The organism is Parathalassolituus penaei (assembly GCF_026626885.1).
Classification (GTDB): Bacteria; Pseudomonadota; Gammaproteobacteria; order Pseudomonadales; family Oceanobacteraceae; genus Oceanobacter; species Oceanobacter penaei.
On the sequence record NZ_JAPNOA010000022.1, the window covers coordinates 19,806 to 38,891 of the forward strand.

16 protein-coding genes and 1 pseudogene are annotated in these 19,086 nt (G+C 56.3%); 10 read left to right on the forward strand and 7 right to left on the reverse strand.

The window, feature by feature from the left end; translation table 11 throughout:
- Window positions 1-138: 138 nt before the first annotated feature.
- Entirely contained in the window at window positions 139-1,059 is a 921-nt protein-coding gene (locus tag OUO13_RS07840; RefSeq protein WP_283173316.1) for a LysR family transcriptional regulator, read from the reverse strand.
- Between the two features lie 158 nt (window positions 1,060-1,217).
- Between OUO13_RS07840 and OUO13_RS07845 the strand changes: the two genes are divergently transcribed.
- The 6 genes from OUO13_RS07845 to OUO13_RS07870 all read left to right on the forward strand — a co-directional run bounded on the left by OUO13_RS07845 (window position 1,218) and on the right by OUO13_RS07870 (window position 6,507).
- Complete coding sequence (locus tag OUO13_RS07845; protein WP_283173317.1) at window positions 1,218-1,931, forward strand: alpha/beta fold hydrolase; 714 nt, start codon at window positions 1,218-1,220, stop codon at window positions 1,929-1,931.
- A gap of 87 nt (window positions 1,932-2,018) precedes the next feature.
- Window positions 2,019-2,441: a nuclear transport factor 2 family protein gene (locus OUO13_RS07850; protein WP_283173318.1), complete on the forward strand. Its 423-nt coding sequence runs from the start codon at window positions 2,019-2,021 to the stop codon at window positions 2,439-2,441.
- 49 nt (window positions 2,442-2,490) lie between these two features.
- Entirely contained in the window at window positions 2,491-2,853 is a 363-nt protein-coding gene (locus OUO13_RS07855) for a protocatechuate 3,4-dioxygenase (RefSeq protein WP_283173319.1), read from the forward strand.
- On the forward strand, window positions 2,853-3,698 hold the full coding sequence (locus tag OUO13_RS07860) for a class III extradiol dioxygenase family protein (protein WP_283173320.1): 846 nt from the start codon (window positions 2,853-2,855) through the stop codon (window positions 3,696-3,698). The genes OUO13_RS07855 and OUO13_RS07860 overlap by 1 nt, the downstream gene beginning before the upstream one ends.
- Window positions 3,699-3,864: 166 nt before the next feature.
- Window positions 3,865-4,941 carry a TRAP transporter substrate-binding protein gene (locus tag OUO13_RS07865; RefSeq protein WP_283173321.1) on the forward strand — a complete coding sequence of 359 codons (1,077 nt, stop codon included), beginning with the start codon at window positions 3,865-3,867 and terminating at the stop codon, window positions 4,939-4,941.
- Window positions 4,942-5,052: 111 nt separating this feature from the next.
- Entirely contained in the window at window positions 5,053-6,507 is a 1,455-nt protein-coding gene (locus OUO13_RS07870) for a hypothetical protein (RefSeq protein WP_283173322.1), read from the forward strand.
- Between the two features lie 178 nt (window positions 6,508-6,685).
- Here the strand turns inward: OUO13_RS07870 and OUO13_RS20045 are convergent, their stop codons facing one another.
- Entirely contained in the window at window positions 6,686-7,120 is a 435-nt protein-coding gene (locus tag OUO13_RS20045) for a methyl-accepting chemotaxis protein (protein WP_428982325.1), read from the reverse strand.
- A gap of 108 nt (window positions 7,121-7,228) precedes the next feature.
- Window positions 7,229-8,005: pseudogene (locus tag OUO13_RS20050) on the reverse strand (PAS domain-containing protein); the annotation flags it as partial.
- 455 nt (window positions 8,006-8,460) lie between these two features.
- On the opposite strand from OUO13_RS20050, the gene OUO13_RS07880 reads away from it, so the two are divergent.
- Window positions 8,461-9,279: a hypothetical protein gene (locus OUO13_RS07880; RefSeq protein ID WP_283173324.1), complete on the forward strand. Its 819-nt coding sequence runs from the start codon at window positions 8,461-8,463 to the stop codon at window positions 9,277-9,279.
- 341 nt (window positions 9,280-9,620) lie between these two features.
- Here the strand turns inward: OUO13_RS07880 and gcvP are convergent, their stop codons facing one another.
- The 3 genes from gcvP to gcvT all read right to left on the reverse strand — a co-directional run bounded on the left by gcvP (window position 9,621) and on the right by gcvT (window position 14,437).
- Complete coding sequence (gene gcvP, locus OUO13_RS07885) at window positions 9,621-12,539, reverse strand: aminomethyl-transferring glycine dehydrogenase (RefSeq protein ID WP_283173325.1); 2,919 nt, start codon at window positions 12,537-12,539, stop codon at window positions 9,621-9,623.
- A gap of 224 nt (window positions 12,540-12,763) precedes the next feature.
- Window positions 12,764-13,150 (reverse strand): glycine cleavage system protein GcvH, encoded by a 387-nt coding sequence (gcvH, locus tag OUO13_RS07890; protein ID WP_283173326.1) that lies wholly within the window; start codon window positions 13,148-13,150, stop codon window positions 12,764-12,766.
- Window positions 13,151-13,351: 201 nt separating this feature from the next.
- The gene (gene gcvT / locus OUO13_RS07895; RefSeq protein ID WP_283173327.1) at window positions 13,352-14,437 is read right to left on the reverse strand and encodes a glycine cleavage system aminomethyltransferase GcvT; all 1,086 of its coding nucleotides are present in this window, start codon (window positions 14,435-14,437) and stop codon (window positions 13,352-13,354) included.
- 383 nt (window positions 14,438-14,820) lie between these two features.
- Here gcvT and OUO13_RS07900 point away from each other — a divergent pair, with 383 nt between their 5' ends.
- From OUO13_RS07900 to OUO13_RS07910, 3 genes are all read left to right on the forward strand, one after another.
- Window positions 14,821-16,761: a methyl-accepting chemotaxis protein gene (locus OUO13_RS07900; RefSeq protein WP_283173328.1), complete on the forward strand. Its 1,941-nt coding sequence runs from the start codon at window positions 14,821-14,823 to the stop codon at window positions 16,759-16,761.
- A gap of 177 nt (window positions 16,762-16,938) precedes the next feature.
- Window positions 16,939-17,931, forward strand: a complete 993-nt coding sequence (locus OUO13_RS07905; protein ID WP_283173329.1) for a permease — start codon at window positions 16,939-16,941, stop codon at window positions 17,929-17,931.
- A 71-nt stretch (window positions 17,932-18,002) separates the two neighbouring features.
- The gene (locus OUO13_RS07910; protein WP_283173330.1) at window positions 18,003-18,239 is read left to right on the forward strand and encodes a thioredoxin family protein; all 237 of its coding nucleotides are present in this window, start codon (window positions 18,003-18,005) and stop codon (window positions 18,237-18,239) included.
- Between the two features lie 21 nt (window positions 18,240-18,260).
- Here OUO13_RS07910 and OUO13_RS07915 read toward each other — a convergent pair whose 3' ends face one another.
- Entirely contained in the window at window positions 18,261-18,902 is a 642-nt protein-coding gene (locus tag OUO13_RS07915) for a TetR/AcrR family transcriptional regulator (RefSeq protein ID WP_283173331.1), read from the reverse strand.
- Window positions 18,903-19,086 lie beyond the last annotated feature (184 nt).

Consider the following 19,086-nt stretch of genomic DNA (forward strand, 5'->3'; position numbering starts at 1 on the left):
GATGGGTTCAGATAGACGAACGACGGCAGCTGCACGGAACGCGTCGGCGCAGCTGGCGAGAAGTAGCAATAGAAGTAGGGTTAACGGTGTTCATGGTCGTAATCTAACCACGGCAGAGTGGGACAGTCCAGATCAACATCAGAATTGCTTACCTGCGGGAGATGGTGAAAGCCCACTATTCAGCGCTTCGATATCCTGGCGCAGCCATTTGCACAGGGCCGTTACCCGCGCGAGGTTTTCATTACGTTTGGGGATATGCGCGCGATACCAGCGATCCTGTGGTGGGTAGGCTGTCATCACTTTCACCAGACGTCCGCTCTGAACACCGTCGCGGGCGATATAGCCCGGCAGAATGGCCAAACCTAACGACTGTTCTGCGCCGACACACAGAGTGTAGTTATCGTCAGAACTCAGACGTGGTTGCACGTCGACATACACCGGGCCTTTGGAGGATTCAAACGCCCAGGTTTTGCCCTGTGGGCTGAATACCAGACAACTGTGATCCACCAGTTGTGACGGGTGCTCCGGGCGGCCGTATTGTTCGAGGTATTCCGGCGCGGCAAACAGGCCAACCAGCGTCGGCGCCAGCGGCACCTGCACCACACCATCATAATGAGCCAGGCGGCCACTGATCATCACGTCAATGTTTTCCTCCAGCGGGCTCACCGAGCGATCACTCATCAGGGTTTCTACCGTAATACGCGGGTGCTGGGCCATAAAGCGGGTGACAGAACGCGAAAGCGCGGCCATGGAGATGGTGGTGGGCAACATCAGTCGCAGATGCCCTTCGAGTTTGCTGTCGTCCATGGCGGCCTGCTGTAACAGCCCTTCGAACTCGGTCAGGCACTGACGCGCCGAGGGCAACAAACGCTGGCCAGCGTCGGTCAGTTCCAGCGTGCGGGTGGTGCGGTCGAACAGGCGATTGCCAAGAGTGCTTTCCAGCTGGGCAATACGCTTCGCCACCACCGATGGCACCACATGCAGACTGCGCGCCGCCGAGGTGAAATTGCCATGGCTGGATACCGCCAGAAAGGTTTTGAGGTTGGTCAGAGTGTCCATGATCGGCTCGCTTTTGATGGTTTTATTTTTTCCAGATCGCGATTACAGAGCGCTCGATTAAGCGTTTTTGAATGTAAAAGGGATTAGATAGTATAAAAAGCCAGACCACCAGACATTGTTTGGTACTCCAACAATAACGATCAGAAACGGAGCCTGGTATGACCGCTAATGTCGTTTTTCTCCCCGGTTTGTTGTGTGACGGTGCGGTATGGACCGAACAACAGGCGGCGCTCCCGGACTACTCCTGTCACATCGTCAGTTATGGCGAACTGGACTCCATCGAAGCCATGGCGCGCCATGTACTGGACACCTGTCCGGAACGGTTTGTGCTGGTTGGCCATTCCATGGGCGGGCGAATTGCGCTCGACGTGGTGCGTCAGGCGCCACAGCGTGTCAGTCATCTGGTGTTGCTTGATAGCGGTTATCAGGCGCGTGCCGAAGGCGAGGCCGGTGAGCAGGAAAAAGCCGGGCGTATGGCCTTGCTGGAACTGGCGCGCAGCCGTGGTATGCGCGCCGTGGGTGAACGCTGGGTGCAGGGCATGGTGCATCCGGCCCGCCTGCAGCAGCCGGACTTTATCGAGTCGATTCTGGTGATGCTGGAGCGCAAGACGCCCACCATTTTTGCTGCCCAGATTCGTGCGTTGCTGAATCGCCCCGATGCAACGCCGGTGTTACAGCAGCTGAGTTGCCCGACCTTGCTGATCTGTGGTCGCGACGATAGCTGGAGCCCGTTGGCTCGGCATCAGGATATGGCCGCGCTGGTGGCTAACGCCGAGCTGGCGGTAATCGAAAACAGCGGCCATATGAGCACCATGGAGCAACCGCAAGCGGTTAATCAGGCGCTGCTGCAGTGGCTGCAAAAGCACTCATAAACGTTTTGTGGAAACCGACTGCAATAAAACGGTTCTGTAAGCACTCCCTAAAACGCTCCTCACAACAACAATAACAAGAGGCATTTTATGAATATCACCCAACCCCTTCGTACGGATATTGAAGGCGCCTGTATCCGTCTGGTTCTGGATGCCGTACATGCGGTCGATCAGCAGATCTATCGGGATTTTGCCGACTGTTTCAGTGCCGACGGGCTGCTTTACCGTCCGGGGCAGAGTGAGCCGCTGCGTGGCCCGGCTGCCATTCTGGATGCCTACGAAAGCCGTCCGGCTTCGCGAATGACCCGCCATATCTGCACCAATATGCGTGTCGATATTCACTCGGTGACATCGAGCACCGTCTACAGCTATGTGCAGCTGTACGCCAAAGACCTGTCGGATGCGGATTCCAGTAGCGCGCCAGCGCTGAAAGTCGGCGAGTTTGAAGATCATTGTGTCTGTCAGAACGGCCGCTGGCTGATCGCCGAACGCAAAGCGCGGTTTGTTATGTAACAGGTAATGGCTCTGAAATAGCCCTCAACACCTTCGAGAGAATAACAACATGTCGACCATTACAACGGATATCCATTGGGATATCCCGGGAACCTATGTCTTCGATCTGGTATTGTCGCAGCAGGGATATGCCATTAACAAAATGTGCAACTCGTTAAAAAGCCAGGCCAGCCGGGATGAGTTTCTGGCCGACAGTGAAGCCTATATGGCCCGTTACGGATTAACCGAAGAGCAGAAACAGGCGATTCGTGATCGTGACTGGCTGCAGCTGACCCAACTCGGCGGCAACCTGTTTTTCTTCCTGAAGCTGGCAGCAACGCTGGGTTACGGCTTGTACCAGATTGGTGCCGATATGCGTGGTGAAAGCTACGAGAGCTTTATGCAAACCCGCCACGTTCCGGGAGCGGTGTAATGGCCAGAATTGTTGCCGGTATTGGCTCATCCCATGTGCCATCCATTGGTCGTGCCTACGATCAGAACAAACAGACCGACCCGGCCTGGCAGCCGTTGTTTGAAGGTTATGAACCGGTCAAACGCTGGCTGCAGGACGACGTAAAAGCCGACGTGGTAATTCTGGTTTACAACGACCACGGCACCGAGTTTTTCCTTGATCGTTACCCGACCTTTGCTTTGGGCGTTGCCGATTCTTATCAGGTGGCTGACGAAGGTTATGGCAAACGGCCATTGCCGGAATTTCAGGGGAACGCCGCGTTTTCCCGTCATCTGGCCAACTGCCTGCTGGCCGACGAATTCGATATGACCCTCTGCCAGGAAATGGCTCTCGATCATGGTTTCCTCACCGCCATGCCATTGCTGTGGGACCACAGCGATACCGGTTGGCCGCTGCAGGTGGTGCCGCTGCTGGTGAATGTGATTCAGCATCCGATTCCCACCGCTCGTCGTTGTTACAAGCTCGGGCAAGCCCTGAAACGGGCGATCGACAGCTGGCCGGAAGATTTGCGGGTCGCCATTGTTGGCACCGGTGGTCTGTCGCACCAGCTTAATGGCGAACGTTTCGGCTTTATTAATGAAGAGTGGGATCAGCAGTGGCTGCAACGCATCCAGACCGAGCCGGAACAGCTGGCGGATACCTCAACACGTGACCTGATGCTGGCCGCTGGCGCTGAGGGGGGCGAGGTCATTATGTGGCTGGTGATGCGGGGTGCGATGGCGGACAACGTCGAAGAGGTGCATCGCTTCTATTACGCCCCGATGACCACCGGGATTGCTGTGCTGGCGTTACAAAACGCGCAGTGATGACGGCCCCCCATGGGTTTGTTTCACCAGCAACGGAGAACGGAGGATTTTGAATTTACCGTCAGCACTCTGCTGACGGCCAGCGCAACCCGGTACGGCTGATGTCAGTGCCGGAATAACAATAAGTGTCATCAACCAGACCCAATAACTATAAGAAGGCAAAGGTATGAAAACAGAAAAAATCACAGGTCTTGCACCTCGTCTGTCGGCGCTGTTCAAGGCCGTCACCGTCACCCTGTCGCTGGGTGTGGCATCGTCAGTGTTTGCCGCAGAACCGGAAGTCACACTCAAGTTGCATCACATGTCGCCACCTATGTCGAACGCTCACAGTCGCTTTCTGGAGCCCTGGGCGCAGAAGGTGATGAAGGAGTCTGACGGCCGTATCAAGATTGATATTTATCCATCCATGCAGCTGGGGGGGAACCCGTCGCAGCTGTTTGATCAGGCGCGCCAGGGAGTGGTTGATATTGTCTGGACCGTGGGGGGTTATACGCCGGGGCGTTTCCCGAAGGCGGGGGTATTTGAACTGCCGTTTATGGCGACGTCTGGCCGCTCCAGCAGTATGGCTTTGCAGGAATTTGCCGAGCAGGAAATGCAGGACGAGCTGTCCGAGGTTCATTTGCTGGCGCTGCATACCCATCATGCCGGTGCCATTCTGATGCGTGATAAACCGGTTACCCGTCTTGAAGACCTGAAAGGCGTGAAAGTACGCGCGCCCAACAAGCAGATGGCCGAGGCATTAAAACTCGCCGGCGCTTCACCCATCTTCCTGCCGTTGCCGACCTTGCCGTCGTCTCTGTCGAAAGGGGTAGTGGACTCGGCCTTGCTGGCCTATGAAGCGGTAACGCCGTTAAAGATCCACGAGTTGACCCGTTACTCCACTGAAATCCTGACCAAACCGGGCCTGTATACCCAGTTCTTTGTATTTGTGATGAACAAGGACAGCTACAACAAACTGCCGGATGACCTGAAAAAGGTGATCGACAATAACTCCGGTATCGAGACGGCAGGCTGGATTGGTCAGGTGTGGGACGACGCCGATGTGCGTAACCGCCAGACCATGGTCGACAGTGGGACGATCTTTAATACCTTGCCGGAAGCCGAAGTGGCACGCTGGCGCCAGACCATGCAGCCGGTAACCGATCAGTGGATTGCCGACATGGATAAAGAAGGCAAAGACGGCACTCGCCTGTATCAGAAAGCTCAGACCTTGATTGAGAAATACGAAGCCAAAGCGAACTGAGGCATTGGCGTCCATCCCGCAAACGCGGGATGGCCCTCTCCTGTGTGAATGTCATTGTAGGGGGGATGTCTGCGTGTAGCAGACACCCACAAGACAGCACAGGGAATGATCATGAATATTCGTTTGATAGCCGTATGGGTGGCTGCCGGGTTAACCGCCTGTGGCGGTGGTGGTTCCGGCGGCGGAACTGGTAGTGGTGGTTCTAATACCAGCGCCAGCTGGGATGGCAGCTCACTGAGTGAACGCCAGGCACAACTTGCTCCTTACAACGCCACGCTGATCACCCGTGTGCATTCCAACGACCCCAATATCACTCCGAACTACACCCCGATCGGAGTGTTTCAGGATGTCTGGCGGCGTGATGGCCAGGTGTGGGCGCGTTATCTGCACAAACGTGGCACTTCCGATAGCAAACCGGCGGGTATGGTCTTCCGCGTAAAAACACCGGAAACCGTTCAGACCAGCATGGATCTGGATGCCGTGGACGGCTTTATGTTGGGTGGTATTCGCACCGTTTATTCACAAACGGTACTCAGTTCAGTCACGCTGGATCGAACCCTGTGGGATGGCAATACGCCGTATCTGGTGCAGGGCTGGACCATTGATTCGGTGTATCACTACAGCCGCCGGATTGTGCCGGATGCCGGTGGTTCCCTGCAGGGTTCGGTCACCGGGGGTTATTACTCCGGTTCCAGTAGTGACTTGCTATGGCCGGTGGGCGACGTGGACTACGGCTTTGGTTGCAGCATCGTGGCGTTTCGTCCGGGCTGGGCCAGCGGTGGTGGTGCGTCCTGGGTCGTTGGTCCGATCGCTGCGGACGGCCCGGTGAATGAAACCGCCGGAACCCGTCAGTATCAGACCCTCACGCTGGGCACGCTGATCTCCGACCCGACCTGGTATACCTACAGTGAAGCGTATGCCTTGCCGACGGTTAGCTGTGACCACGCGCCCGATAACGGCTCGGTGTTGTCGGCATTTGTCTGGCCCACCGGCACCGCTGATGCCAACACTACTTACAGCGGTCGCGCCGGGCTGTTCCGTTTTGAAAATGGTGCCTATAGCCTGATCGCTGAAAGCGACAACATGGATAATCTGGCCTGGGTTCCAAGCCCGTTTGCGGGGGCTGACCCGTTGCCAGTGTCAGTGAAGATCCGTATCGACAGTACCGATCCTGATCGTCCTTATCTGTTGTTGGGATTACATACCTCGACTAACGACTGGCAGATTCGAGTGTTGCAGCTGGATAACGGTGAGCTGGTGCAGCGGATGCTGGTCGATGTGGGCGGCAATGGCCCGTTGAACTGGGACACAGTTGGGACAGATACCGTCGCCATGCATAACGGCAAACTGATTCTGTATCGCGCTGGTGGTGATAACAGCACCACCTATCAACTGGCGATCGCGGCGGCGGGGGATACTCGCATGACCGAATGGAAATCCGGCCTGCTGGATAACGCCTCGGTCACCATGATCAAGTCGGAAGGTGGCAAGCTGTACCTGGGCTTGCAGCGCAACGAGACAGAATCCTTCCTGCAATTTATCGGCGAGCTGGTCGAGGTGAACTGACAACGCTTGACTTCACCGCCATAAAAAACGCCCGGTTCTGGTGAAGAACCGGGTGTTATTATTTCTGGCAGGGCTTGTTGGTAGTGGCAGGGCTGGTCGAGAGCAGCGCTTGTTGATGATCAAGAGCAGCGCGTGTGATAGTAGAGAGCAGCGCTTGTTGATGATCAAGCGCAGCGCGTTAACGCTGCTCGAGTTTTTCCACAAACACCGATACTGCTTCTACTGCCTGCCGCACCCCTTCGCGGATTTCCACAATCGCATCTCCGGCACGTTGCGCCAGCTCGACCCCGGTCTGAGCCTGGGCCTCACAGTGGGACATGGAGTCCATCGACGAACGGGTGCCACTCTGAATCTTGTCGATCATCTGGGTGATTTCCTGCGTGGAGTGGCTGGTACGGCTGGCCAGTTGCCGAACCTCATCGGCCACCACCGCAAAACCGCGCCCTTGCTCACCGGCTCGTGCTGCTTCAATCGCCGCGTTCAGTGCCAACAGGTTGGTTTGATCTGCGATTCCACGAATAGTGTTCACGATATGAGTAATGGCTTCTGACTGGTGACTCAGTTCTGAAAGTGACGCAGCGGTGGTGGTGATGGTATTGGCGACCAGCTCCATCTCCTGAGCGGCTTTCTGGATGATGTCAGTTCCTGCGATAGCGGTTTGTTCGGTTTTGGTAGCGATATCATAAGCCGAAACCGCGCGCTGGTTGCGGGCCTGGTTTTCCTTCACCCGCTGAGTAATATCGGATGCAATCTTGATAATCTTTTCGACCCTGCCATTAGCGTCGAGGATCGGATTGTAGGTGGCTTCCAGCCACACCGGATTGCCCTGATGATCTATCCGTTCAAAACGCCCTGACTGATACTTGCCAGAACGCAGCGAGTTCCAGAAGTCCTCATACTGACGGCTTTGTACAAAGCTGGATGGGCAGAATATACGGTGATGCTGGCCTATAACTTCTTTGCGTTCGTAGTTCAGGGTTTTCAGGAAAAGGTCGTTAACCTCCCGCACAACGCCATCCGGGCTGAATTCGATGACCGCTGATGAACGATTGATCGCATCCATGCGGGCACGGCTCTGGCGCGTGCGCATCTCGGTGCGGGTCACATCGGTAAAAAACGCAATACTGCCGGTGATCCGGCCATCACTGTTTTTTAGTGGGTTAAAACTGGCCTCCAGCCACACCTGCGAGCCATCCTGCTTCAGGTGCATAAAACGCCCGGCCACAGATCCGCCCTGACTCACCCGCGCCCAGTTGTCGCGGAATTCCTGACTCGACGCCACCTCTGGCGGGCAGAACATGCGGTGATGCTGGCCGCGAATTTGCTCAAGGCTATAGCCCATCAACTGCAGAAACAACGGATTGGCATTGGTGATCACCCCGTCTGGCGTGAACTCCACTACCATCATCGCCTGGTGCAAGGCATTCACCACCGACTGCAAATGAGTCTGGGCCGCATCGTTGGGCTGTTTGGAAGCCGCGTGTCGGGTAAAAAACATAACGGGTCATCTTCTGCAGGGAATACCCCAAAAGCGTAGAACATACATGCCAGACGTGCAGGGTAATTCAGCTGGATGGCAGGAAGCGGAGGTAGTGGAAGTGACAGGTATTCTATGAGTGGCGGCTGGTCGCGACATTCCCACGCGAGAGAAGCGATTACATTCAAAGCCTCGGGAGCGTGGAAACGAGCGCAAAGGTAGTGAGTATGCACGAGAGCGTAAGGGTGAAAGCGCCAAGGCTTGCCCATGCGCTGTTCATGCCGGGTCTCCGTCCGCTGTTGTTGTTGTTCTGGTCCGGTTTGAGCATTTTCTGAAAGTGCACCGCCTGGTTGGCGCAGCGCCATTGTTCATCAGGAGGGTGATGTAATTACTTTTCCAAAAACAGGGTCTATTGAGTTTTTTGTTTGCTGATAATCTCATTTTCCATTCTATTAGTAACACAAAATGAGCCAAACATGAGTTTCTTTACGCCCGCCCGCCTGTTTCTGATCCTCCTCCTGCCTCTGGCGGCCAACACCCAGGCCAGCAATAACCTGCGGCAACAGGGTCAGTGGTACGGATACTGGGGCTGGAACAACGCTACCTATTCCGATTCCGACATCCACTTCTATGGTGACGACTACGATTTCACCCTGCACAACGTCAGTGCCAGTGATCGTCAGACACCCTTTAGCTTCGCCCAGATTTTTCACAGCTACCTCAACCCCGGTCGGCTGACCATTCCCCAGTACAACTGGCGGGTGGGATATTTTCTCGCCGACAACTGGTCGATTTCACTGGGTTGGGACCACATGAAATACGTGATGGATCAGAATCAGACCGTCACCATGACCGGCACCAACAACCGTGCCGGATACGAGAACACCGACCCTGCACCGCAGCAACAGCAGTTGACCGATGATTTTCTGACCTACGAACATACCGACGGCTTCAACCAGATCTCGCTGGAAACCGAGTATTTCCTGCCGGTCTGGCATTTCAGCGGCACTCAGGACATAGCCCTGTTTGCCGGTGCGGGCGCCGGGATTCTGTACCCCAAGAGCAACGTGCGTTTAATGAATGGTGAGCGTAACGACGAGTGGCATGTGGCCGGGCACAGCACCCTCGTTAAGGTCGGCATCGAAGCCAACCTCTGGCGCGGATTGTTCGTGCGCTTCACGGGCAAATTCGGATATGCCGATATGGATGACGTACTGACCAGCGCCTACGGCGACAAGGCCAGCCAGACCTTCTACTACGACGAGTACATCGGCGCTATCGGTTACCGCATCTGAGCTGTTTGCGTAGCGGTGTTCTGTTCTGGCTCCCACGCTCCTGCGTGGTAGCCTTGGCGGATAGTCGGATTTCCAACCGAATACCGCCCGGCAGCTGGCTCCAGCATTCGCTCGTGATAGCCTTGGCTGAATCCGCTACATTCCCACGCGGGAGCGTGGGAATGATAGTAAGCCTGCGTGCTGGGTAAGCCGTTTATAGCCAACTGGCTCCCACGCTCCTGCGTGGTAGCCTTGGCGGAATCCGCTGCCTTCCCACGCGGAGCGTGGGAACGAGAACTCCAAAAACAACAAAGCCCGCATTTGCGGGCTTTGTTGTTCTGGTACATCGAACCAGCTAAGGATTAATCCTCGTAGTTTTCAATACCTGGGCAGGAGCAGATCAGGTTGCGGTCGCCGTATACGTCGTCGATACGACCTACGGATGGCCAGAACTTGTGTGCGCCCAGTTCTTTAACCGGGTAGGCGGCCTGCTGACGGCTGTATGGACGGTTCCAGTCGCCGGTTACCACTTCCGCGGTGTGCGGGGCGTTTTTCAGCGGGTTGTTTTCGGCATCCAGTTCACCACGGATCACGGCGTCGATTTCGGCCTTGATGCTGATCATGGCGTCAGCAAAGCGGTCGATTTCGGCTTTGGATTCGGATTCGGTCGGTTCAATCATGAAGGTGCCCGCTACCGGGAACGACATGGTTGGGGCGTGGAAACCGTAGTCCATCAGGCGCTTGGCGATGTCCACTTCGGTGATACCGGAAGCGGCTTTCAGTGGGCGCAGGTCAACGATACATTCGTGAGCCACTCGACCATTCTGACCGCTGTACAGGATCGGGTAGTGTTCGCCCAGACGTTTGGCCAGGTAGTTGGCTTTCAACAGTGCGTTCTGGGTGGCCAGACGCAGGCCGTTGCCGCCCATCAGGCTGATGTACATCCAGCTGATTGGCAGGATGCTGGCAGAGCCGTATTGAGCCGCGGATACCGCGCCGTTGCCTTTGGAGGCATCGTCAATCGGGCGCACGGCGTGGTTGGCGATAAACGGAGCCAGGTGTGAACGTACACCGATTGGGCCCATGCCTGGGCCGCCGCCGCCGTGTGGGATGGCGAAGGTTTTGTGCAGGTTCATGTGGGAGACGTCAGCACCGATAAACGCTGGCTGGGTCAGACCCACCTGGGCGTTGAGGTTGGCGCCGTCCATGTAAACCTGACCGCCCAGTGAGTGCACCAGATCGCAGATTTCACGTACGCCTTGCTCGTAGATACCGTGAGTAGACGGGTAGGTCAGCATCAGGCATGACAGCTGATCAGCCACTTCTTCGGCTTTCTTCTTGAGGTCGGCGAAGTCAACGTTACCCTGTTCGTCACAGTCGGTTACCACAACGCGCATGGACGCCATCATGGCGGATGCCGGGTTGGTGCCGTGGGCAGAACGTGGGATCAGGCAGACGTTGCGGTGACCTTCACCACGGGATTCGTGGTACTTCTTGATGGCCAGCAGGCCAGCGTATTCGCCCTGGGCACCGGAGTTCGGTTGCATACAGATGGCGTCGAAACCGGTAACGGCACGCAGGTAGCTGTCCAGCTCGCCGATCATCTTCTGGTAACCAACGGTCTGGTCAGCCGGAGCGAACGGGTGCAGGTTGCCGAATTCTGGCCAGGTCACCGGGATCATCTCGGTGGTGGCGTTCAGTTTCATGGTGCAGGAACCCAGCGTGATCATGCTGTGGTTCATGGCCAGGTCCTTGCTCTCCAGACGCTTCAGATAACGCAGCATGGCGTGTTCTGTGTGGTAGCGGTTGAAGGTCGGGTGAGTCAGGAAGGCCGAGGTACGTGCCAGTTCGGCTGGAATGGAGGCCGAACCCCTGGCAACCAGCTCAGCGTCCAGTGCGTATACGTCGAGGCCGTGACCGGCACCGAGGATGACGTCGAACAGCTGTTGTACGTCGGCAGCCGAGGTTTTTTCGCTCAGGCTGATACCCAGGGTGTCGGCACCCAGGCCGAGGTCACGGTCGTCACGCAGGTTGACTTCGGCGGCAACGGCGCGAGCCAGAACGGCGGCACGGTCAGCAACACTGATGGTCAGGGTGTCGAACCAGCTGCTGTTCACCAGGGCAACGCCCTTGGCTTGCAGGCCAGCGGCCAGGATGTCGGCCAGACGGTGGATACGGGCAGCGATGGTCTTCAGACCAATCGGGCCGTGGTATACCGCGTAGAAAGCAGACAGGTTGGCCAGCAGTACCTGAGCGGTACAGATGTTGGAGTTGGCTTTCTCACGACGGATGTGCTGCTCACGGGTTTGCAGCGCCATACGCAGGGCCTGTTTGCCCTGGGCGTCGATGGATACACCGATAATACGGCCAGGAATGTTGCGCTTGTAGGCATCACGGGTCGCGAAGAACGCAGCGTGTGGACCACCAAAGCCCATTGGTACACCGAAGTGCTGGGCGTTACCCAGAACGATGTCGGCACCCATTTCACCTGGAGACTTGATAGCAACCAGTGCCATCAGGTCGGTGGCAACGGCGGCCAGAGCGTCTTTGGCGTGCAGGGCTTCGATCACGGCTGAGAAATCACGCACGTCACCGTTTTTGCCTGGGTACTGGAACAGGGCGCCGAATACGTCGGCGTTGGCGGCTTCGTCAGCCGGGCCTACCTGCACGTCCCAACCGAAGGCTTCGGCGCGGGTTTTTACCACGTCGATGGTCTGCGGCAGGCAGTTTTCATCGACGTAGAAGCAGTTGGATTTGTTCTTTTTAACGGAACGTTTGGCCATGGCCATGGCTTCTGCCGCGGCAGTACCTTCGTCCAGCAGGGAGGCGTTGGCCAGTTCCATACCGGTCATGTCGATGACCATCTGCTGGTAGTTCAGCAGGGATTCCAGACGGCCCTGGGCGATTTCTGGCTGGTATGGGGTGTAGGCGGTGTACCAGCCCGGGTTTTCCATCACGTTACGCAGGATTACCGGCGGGATGATGGTGTCGTGGTAACCCAGACCAATGTAGCTCTTGAAGACCTTGTTCTGGGTAGCCAGAGAGCGCAGGTAGCCGAGGGCTTCGAACTCGGTACGGCTTGGCGGAATAGCCAGGAATGGTTCACGCAGGATGTCGGCCGGCACGATTTCGGCGGTCAGCGCATCCAGAGATTCGGCACCGACGGTGGCCAGCATGGCGCGGGCTTCGTCGTTGTTGATGCCGGTACCGTCCGAGGCAATGTGGCGACCAACGAAGTTGTCGCGCTGTTCCAGCTGTTGAAGAGACAAGGTTTGAGTCATTGGGGGACCCTGATTCAGATGAAAATGGTCAATACAAAAAAGCAGGAACCCCTGAAGAGTCAGAGGTTCGAAAAAGTGTCCGGTGATTCACCGGAACAAGCCGCCACTGGCAGATGGCTGATGGCGCGCTTCAGAATTCTGGATATTGCAGATGCTGCCCGCCGTGGCGGGCGCATCAAGGGATGCGCCTCAGAAGCTCACCCCTGGCGATCAGCCGGGGCTGATCAGCCTTCGCACAGAGCGGTGTAAGCGTCGGCGTCCAGCAGGGCGTCGAGGTCAGCCGCGTTGGCTGGCTTCAGCTTGAAGAACCAGGCAGCGCCGTACGGGTCTTCGTTCACCTGTTCCGGAGCGTCTACCAGGTCTTCGTTGATGGCAACGATGGTGCCAGCCAGCGGAGCGTAGATGTCGGAAGCGGCTTTTACAGATTCAACCACGGCGATGTCCGCTTCAGCGGCCACTTCGGTGCCGACTTCTGGCAGGTCTACGAATACCACGTCACCCAGAGCGCCCTGGGCAAAGTCGGTAATACCGATAGTCACGGTGCCGTCGGCTTCTACGCGGATCCACTCGTGGGATGCAACGTATTTCAGATCTGCAGGAACGTTAGCCATTGCTTGTCTCCAGGCTTTGGTGGTGCTCAGCGCGTTATGGCTGCCGGCTGGCCAGTAATGGCGGACAGCGCCGGAGAGTCGGTAACGCGGTTAAAGAGCAACACAATTAGGGTTCAGGATTGTTAATGGTGGTGCATTTTACGGATTCCTGACGGCGGCGAAAGCGCAGCCGTCGTTTATCCGTTGTGATGTTCAGTTTGATTATTCGTAAACTTTCTTGCCGTTACGAACGAAAGGCAGTTTGACGACGCGAGCCGGGATCAGTTTGCCGCGAATCTCAACCTGGCAGGTTTCACCGGTGGCAACCGGTACGCGGGCCATGGCGATGGAGCATTCCAGTGATGGGCTGAAAGTACCGGAGGTCACTTCACCTTCACCAACGCCATCAATGATCACTTTCTGGTGGGAGCGCATGATGCCACGGCCTTCCAGAACCAGACCAACCAGCTTGTTGGCAACACCAGCGGCTTTTTCAGCTTCCAGAGCGGCACGGCCGATGAACTGACGATCAGCCGGTTCCCAAGCGATGGTCCAGCCCATGCCAGCCTGCAGCGGGCTGATGGTTTCGTCCATGTCGTTGCCGTACAGGTTCATACCGGCTTCCAGACGCAGGGTGTCACGGGCACCCAGACCACATGGTTGTACACCGGCTTCCAGCAGGGATTGCCAGAAAGCAGCGACTTCGGCTTCCGGGATCATGATTTCCAGACCATCTTCACCGGTGTAACCAGTGCGGGCGTAGAACCATTCAGCCTGTGGGCGACCCTGGAATACTTTCAGGCCGTCGATGGCAACCGCGGCTTCCGGCTTGACCAGTTTCACCTTGGCGATGGCTTCCGGGCCCTGAACGGCAACCATGGCCAGTTCTGGACGCTCGGTCAGGCTCAGGTTGGAGAAGCCCAGCATCTGCTTCTGCATCCACTCGAGGTCTTTGGCGCGAGTAGAGGAGTTCACCACCAGACGGTAGCCGTTGTCGGCCTTGTAAACGATCAGGTCGTCGATCACGCCGCCGTCCTGGTTCAGCATGCCGCTGTACAGTGCCTTGCCTTTTTCTTTCAGGCGGGCAACGTCGTTGGCCAGCAGCTTTTGCAGGTAATCGGTAGAGTCAGAACCGGACACATCAACGATGGTCATGTGCGACACATCGAACATACCGGCGTTCTGGCGCACTGCATTGTGTTCCTGAATCTGGGAGCCGTAATTAACAGGCATATCCCAGCCGGCGAAATCGACCATCGTGGCGTTCGCTTCGAGGTGTTTGTCATAAAGCGCAGTACGTTTTGCCATGAGTCTTCCTGTCTGCGGCAGCACCTGAGTGAGGGACTGTCGTCTGTGATTGGTCACTGTTCTGCCAGACAACCTGAGCCGTCCGGCACTGAAAAAAGGGCCGCAATTATACAGGCTCAGGCCGGTTTTTGGGCAGTAGCCCTGAAAAAATTGTTGTTGAATTTATCCATGAGCCCTGTGCCTGCCACTCCGCGCTGAACTCCGCTGTGTCGTTGGTAACCGCTGAGATAGTGCTGTGGCCTGTGGATCAGATCCTGATCAGGATCATCGACAGCACTTGCCAAATAACGACCGTCCAGTCTTTTTCAGGGGAGCAACAAGCGCAGTGGAAATCCCTCGTCTACGCTTCAGAAGATTCATTAATTTTCTTCGGGGATCCTTCTATGACGATCCGGGCACGACTGATTCTGATTATGCTGGCTGCTGTAATACTGCCAATGTTAATTACCACCCTGATTGCGATTCGCGAGTTTCGTGTTGGTGCTGAACAGGAGTTCCGTTCCAACGCTCAACATCAAATGGCGCAGATCAGTAAAACTTTTGATACCTTTTTGACTGGGCTGGCTCAGAGCGTGGCGTTTTTCGCCAACAGTGAGGCCATTCTGGATCTTGATTCATCGGTTACCACCTACGAAGGTGAAAAGCGGATGATGGACCCGTCTGTCGGTGGTGAAGCGGAGCAACGTGCCTATGCGTTGATGGAAGCTTTCGGTAAACAGAATCCAAGCCTGACCTATGTGTATGCCGGTCTTGAGCATGGCGGATTTGTCCAATGGCCAAGCGCCGAGATGGGCAACTACAACCCGACTCGTCGTCCCTGGTACAAGGCCGCAGAAGCAGCGCCTGGCAAACCATTACTGGGCGAGCCATACGCTGACATTATTACCGGTAATCCTATGTATCCGTCGTTGCATACCTTTACCACCAAAAGTGGTTTGAAAGGGGTGATTGGCATGGATATGTCGTTGGCCAAATTGACCGAGATCGTCCAGACCGTGCGCTTTGGCGAAAAGGGTTATCTGATTCTGATCGAGAACAGCGGTGTAGTGCTGGCCGATCCGACCACGCCGGCGAACAACTTCAAGGCGGTCAGTACGCTGGGCGCTGATTATCAAGGCATGGCGAACGGTTCACTGATGCAGGTATCTCTGGCCAATCAGCAATGGCTGGTATCCCGCTATCAGGACTCGGCTACCGGCTGGACCCTGCTGGGTTTGATTCCGGAGTCTGAAGTATTTGCCGCCGCCAACACTTTCCAGCTGCAAGTGATTATGGTGGCGCTGGTGGTGATTGCTGCGTTTGCTGTTGTTGGCGTGTGGTTCAGTAATCGGATTGCCAACCCGATAGCCATTATGACCAAGCGTATGGAAGAAATTGCCAATGGTGAGGGTGATCTGACTCGTCGTTTGCCGGAAGCGGGTTCTGACGAGTTGTCACAGATGGCGCGTTCGTTTAACCGTTTTGTGGCCATGATTCATCAACTGGTACAGGACATTACCCGCACCTCGCAAGATGTCAGTCAGCAGGCTGGTAACGGTGCTCGTATTGCTAACGAAATGGCACAAAGCTCCAAACACCAGACCGAAATCATGGAGCAGGTAGCCACTTCTTTTAATGAGATGGTCTCTACTACATCAGATGTGGCGCGTAGCTGCACCGAAACGGCGGCCTCGGCGCAGGAAAGCCGCCAGTATGTGTACGACGGCAAACGGCATATCGACAGCTCGGTAGTGGCCGTGCAGTCGTTGACCTCCGGTATTGAAGATTCCAACCAGGCCATGAAGGCTTTGGCCGAAGAGTCGCGCAATATCACCAGTATTCTCGACACCATTCGGGGGATTGCTGAACAGACCAACCTGCTGGCGCTTAACGCGGCGATTGAAGCGGCACGTGCCGGTGAACAAGGCCGCGGATTTGCGGTGGTGGCAGATGAAGTGCGTACACTTGCCGGGCGCACTGCCGATTCCACCGCTGAAATCGACTCGATGATTGCATCGCTGGTAACACGTACCGCATCGGTGGCCAGCAAACTCGACAGCACCTTGCAACACTCTGGCAAAACCATGTCGGCCACTGAGCAGACCCGTCAGGTGTTTGAGTCGATCGAGTCGTCGGTCAGTCGTATTCACGATATGACCCAGCAAATTGCAGCGGCAGCGGAAGAGCAGCAGCAGGTATCGGTGATGATCAACCGCAATATCACCGACGTAAACGGCGAAACCACGGCGACTCATGGCCGGGCGTTGGGGCTGAATCGTGATGCTGGTGAACTCAACCGGGTCGCAGACAAGCTGCGCGGTACGGTATCGCGTTTCCGGATCTGATGATTTCCCAGCGTTAATACGCATTGCTGTTGAATCAAAGCCCGCCGAGGTTCGCCCGGCGGGCTTTTTGTCGCCTGTCGGTCGGCCAAAACTTCGGGAAGCTGTTGCAGATCAAGATGAACAGCCGCTCAGGCAAGCACACTCTATATAACGATAGCGGCATATATAGAGGTTCCCATGCTGCAATGGTTTACCACGCTGGCGACCTGGCTGGTGTATGAGCAGCTGGGTCTGGATTCACAATCCCGTCTGGGCCAGGCGTTGCACTTCTTTGCGGAAGACGTCAGCAAGATTCTGGTGTTGCTGGTGGTCATGATTTATCTGGTGGCCCTGGCGCGAGCGTCATTGCGGGTTGAGCGGGTTCGCGCTTTTCTGGAGGGGCGTAGCCGGGCCAGTGGTTACGGGCTGGCGTCGATGTTCGGTGCTATTACACCGTTCTGTTCCTGCTCCAGTATTCCGGTGTTTCTGGGTTTCAGTTCGGCGGGGATTCCGATCGGTATCACCATGGCGTTTTTGTTGACCTCGCCGCTGATCAACGAAGTGGCGGTGGTGCTGCTGGTCAGTCTGTTGGGCTGGAAGCTGACACTGGTGTATGTGCTGGCCGGGATGCTGGTGGGCATTCTGGGTGGTGTGTTGCTGGATGCACTCGGGGCTGAACGCTGGTTGCAGTCGTTTGCGGCGGATGCGTTGGTGCGTGCCCGTCAGCAGCCGCAAACGCGCCTGAATCTGCCGGAGCAACGCATCAGTTGGCAGGAGCGTCATGAATTTGCCCGTGACGAGGCATTCGAGATTTTTGGCCGGGTGTGGAAGTGGGTGCTGATTGGTGTCGGTATGGGCGCGGCGTTACATGGTTATGTTCCTGAAGGCTGGATTGCTGATCATCTCGGGGATGGCCAGTGGTGGTCGGTGCCGATGGCCGTGCTGCTGGGGATTCCGCTGTATTCCAATGCCACCGGGGTGATTCCGGTGATGGAGAGCCTGATCCGTCACGGTCTGCCGGTTGGCACCACGCTGGCGTTCTGTATGAGTACGGTGGCGGCCAGTTTTCCCGAATTTATTTTACTGAAGCAGGTGATGCAGTGGCGGTTATTGGCCTTGTTGCTGGTGATCCTGCTGGTGTCATTCACGTTGATGGGCTGGTTACTGAATCTGGCGGCATCATGGCTGTAGATCATGCAATGGCACGCTTTTTTACCGGAGCGGGGGACCGCTACGGGTTATGTGGGCACAAGGGGTTGGATATGAAAGTGATCGAAGTATTGGGCAGTGGTTGCAGCAAGTGTCAGAAAACCGCCGACAGTATTGGTGCCATTGCCAGTGAGCTGAACGTGGAGGTTGATCTGCGCAAAGAGACCTCACCGCAGGCGCTGCTGACCTACGGAGTAATGAGCACTCCGGCGGTGGTGATTGATGGTGTGGTGGTGCACAGCGGTTCGATTCCTCATCGTGTTGATATCGAACAGTGGCTGCGAGGCTGAGCGGCAGCCTCTGACGGTTATTCAGGGCAATATGGCGGGGATGATCCCGGAACCCAGCAGGTCGAGATTCGATTGAATCAGCTGCTGGCGTTCACACTCGTTATACCCATCGTGGCATTGGTCGAAGTCATCGATCAGCAACGATGACAGACCGTGAATACTCGACCACAGATGAAACGCCAGAAGTTGCGGGTCGTGGTTGATCAGGGTGCCTTCATCAACACCCTGACGAATCAGATTTACCAACACCATAAAAGCACGTTCACCACTGCTGTGCAGCGCTGGGTTGAGATGGCGGTCGGGCAGGAAGCGGCCAAACATCAGGCGGTATTTTTCCGGATGTGCCAGTGCGTAGTGAATGTAGGCTTCACCACAGGCACGCAGGCGCTGGCGCAGTGGTCGGTCCGGCTGTTCTGAACTGGCCTCGCCAAGGGCAGCGGTCAACTCGTCAAAACTCCAGATCGCCAGTTGTGCCAGCAGGTCGTCCTTGTCCTTGAAGTGACGGTAGGGCGCGGCCTGGGATACTCCCACATGGCGTGCCAGTGCTCGCAGGCTCAGCTGTTCAACACTGCCGTTACGCAGTTCGGTGACGGCTGCTTCCAGCAAGGCCTGATGCAGATTGCCATGGTGGTAGGGGTTGGTGTGGTCGTCGCTGTTGGTCATGAAGCACTCGTTCCGTTAATGGCCGTCATTTCACGGCGACAGGGTTGAAAGGTCAACGTTTGCTGCCGGAATTTGATGGGATAGTTCGGTGTTCTGACGCCTGATTGAACGGGTAATAGACAGCATTAAACTTGCCAATAGGTATGGGCTATCTGTTCCATTGCCAAAAACAATCAGGCACGGA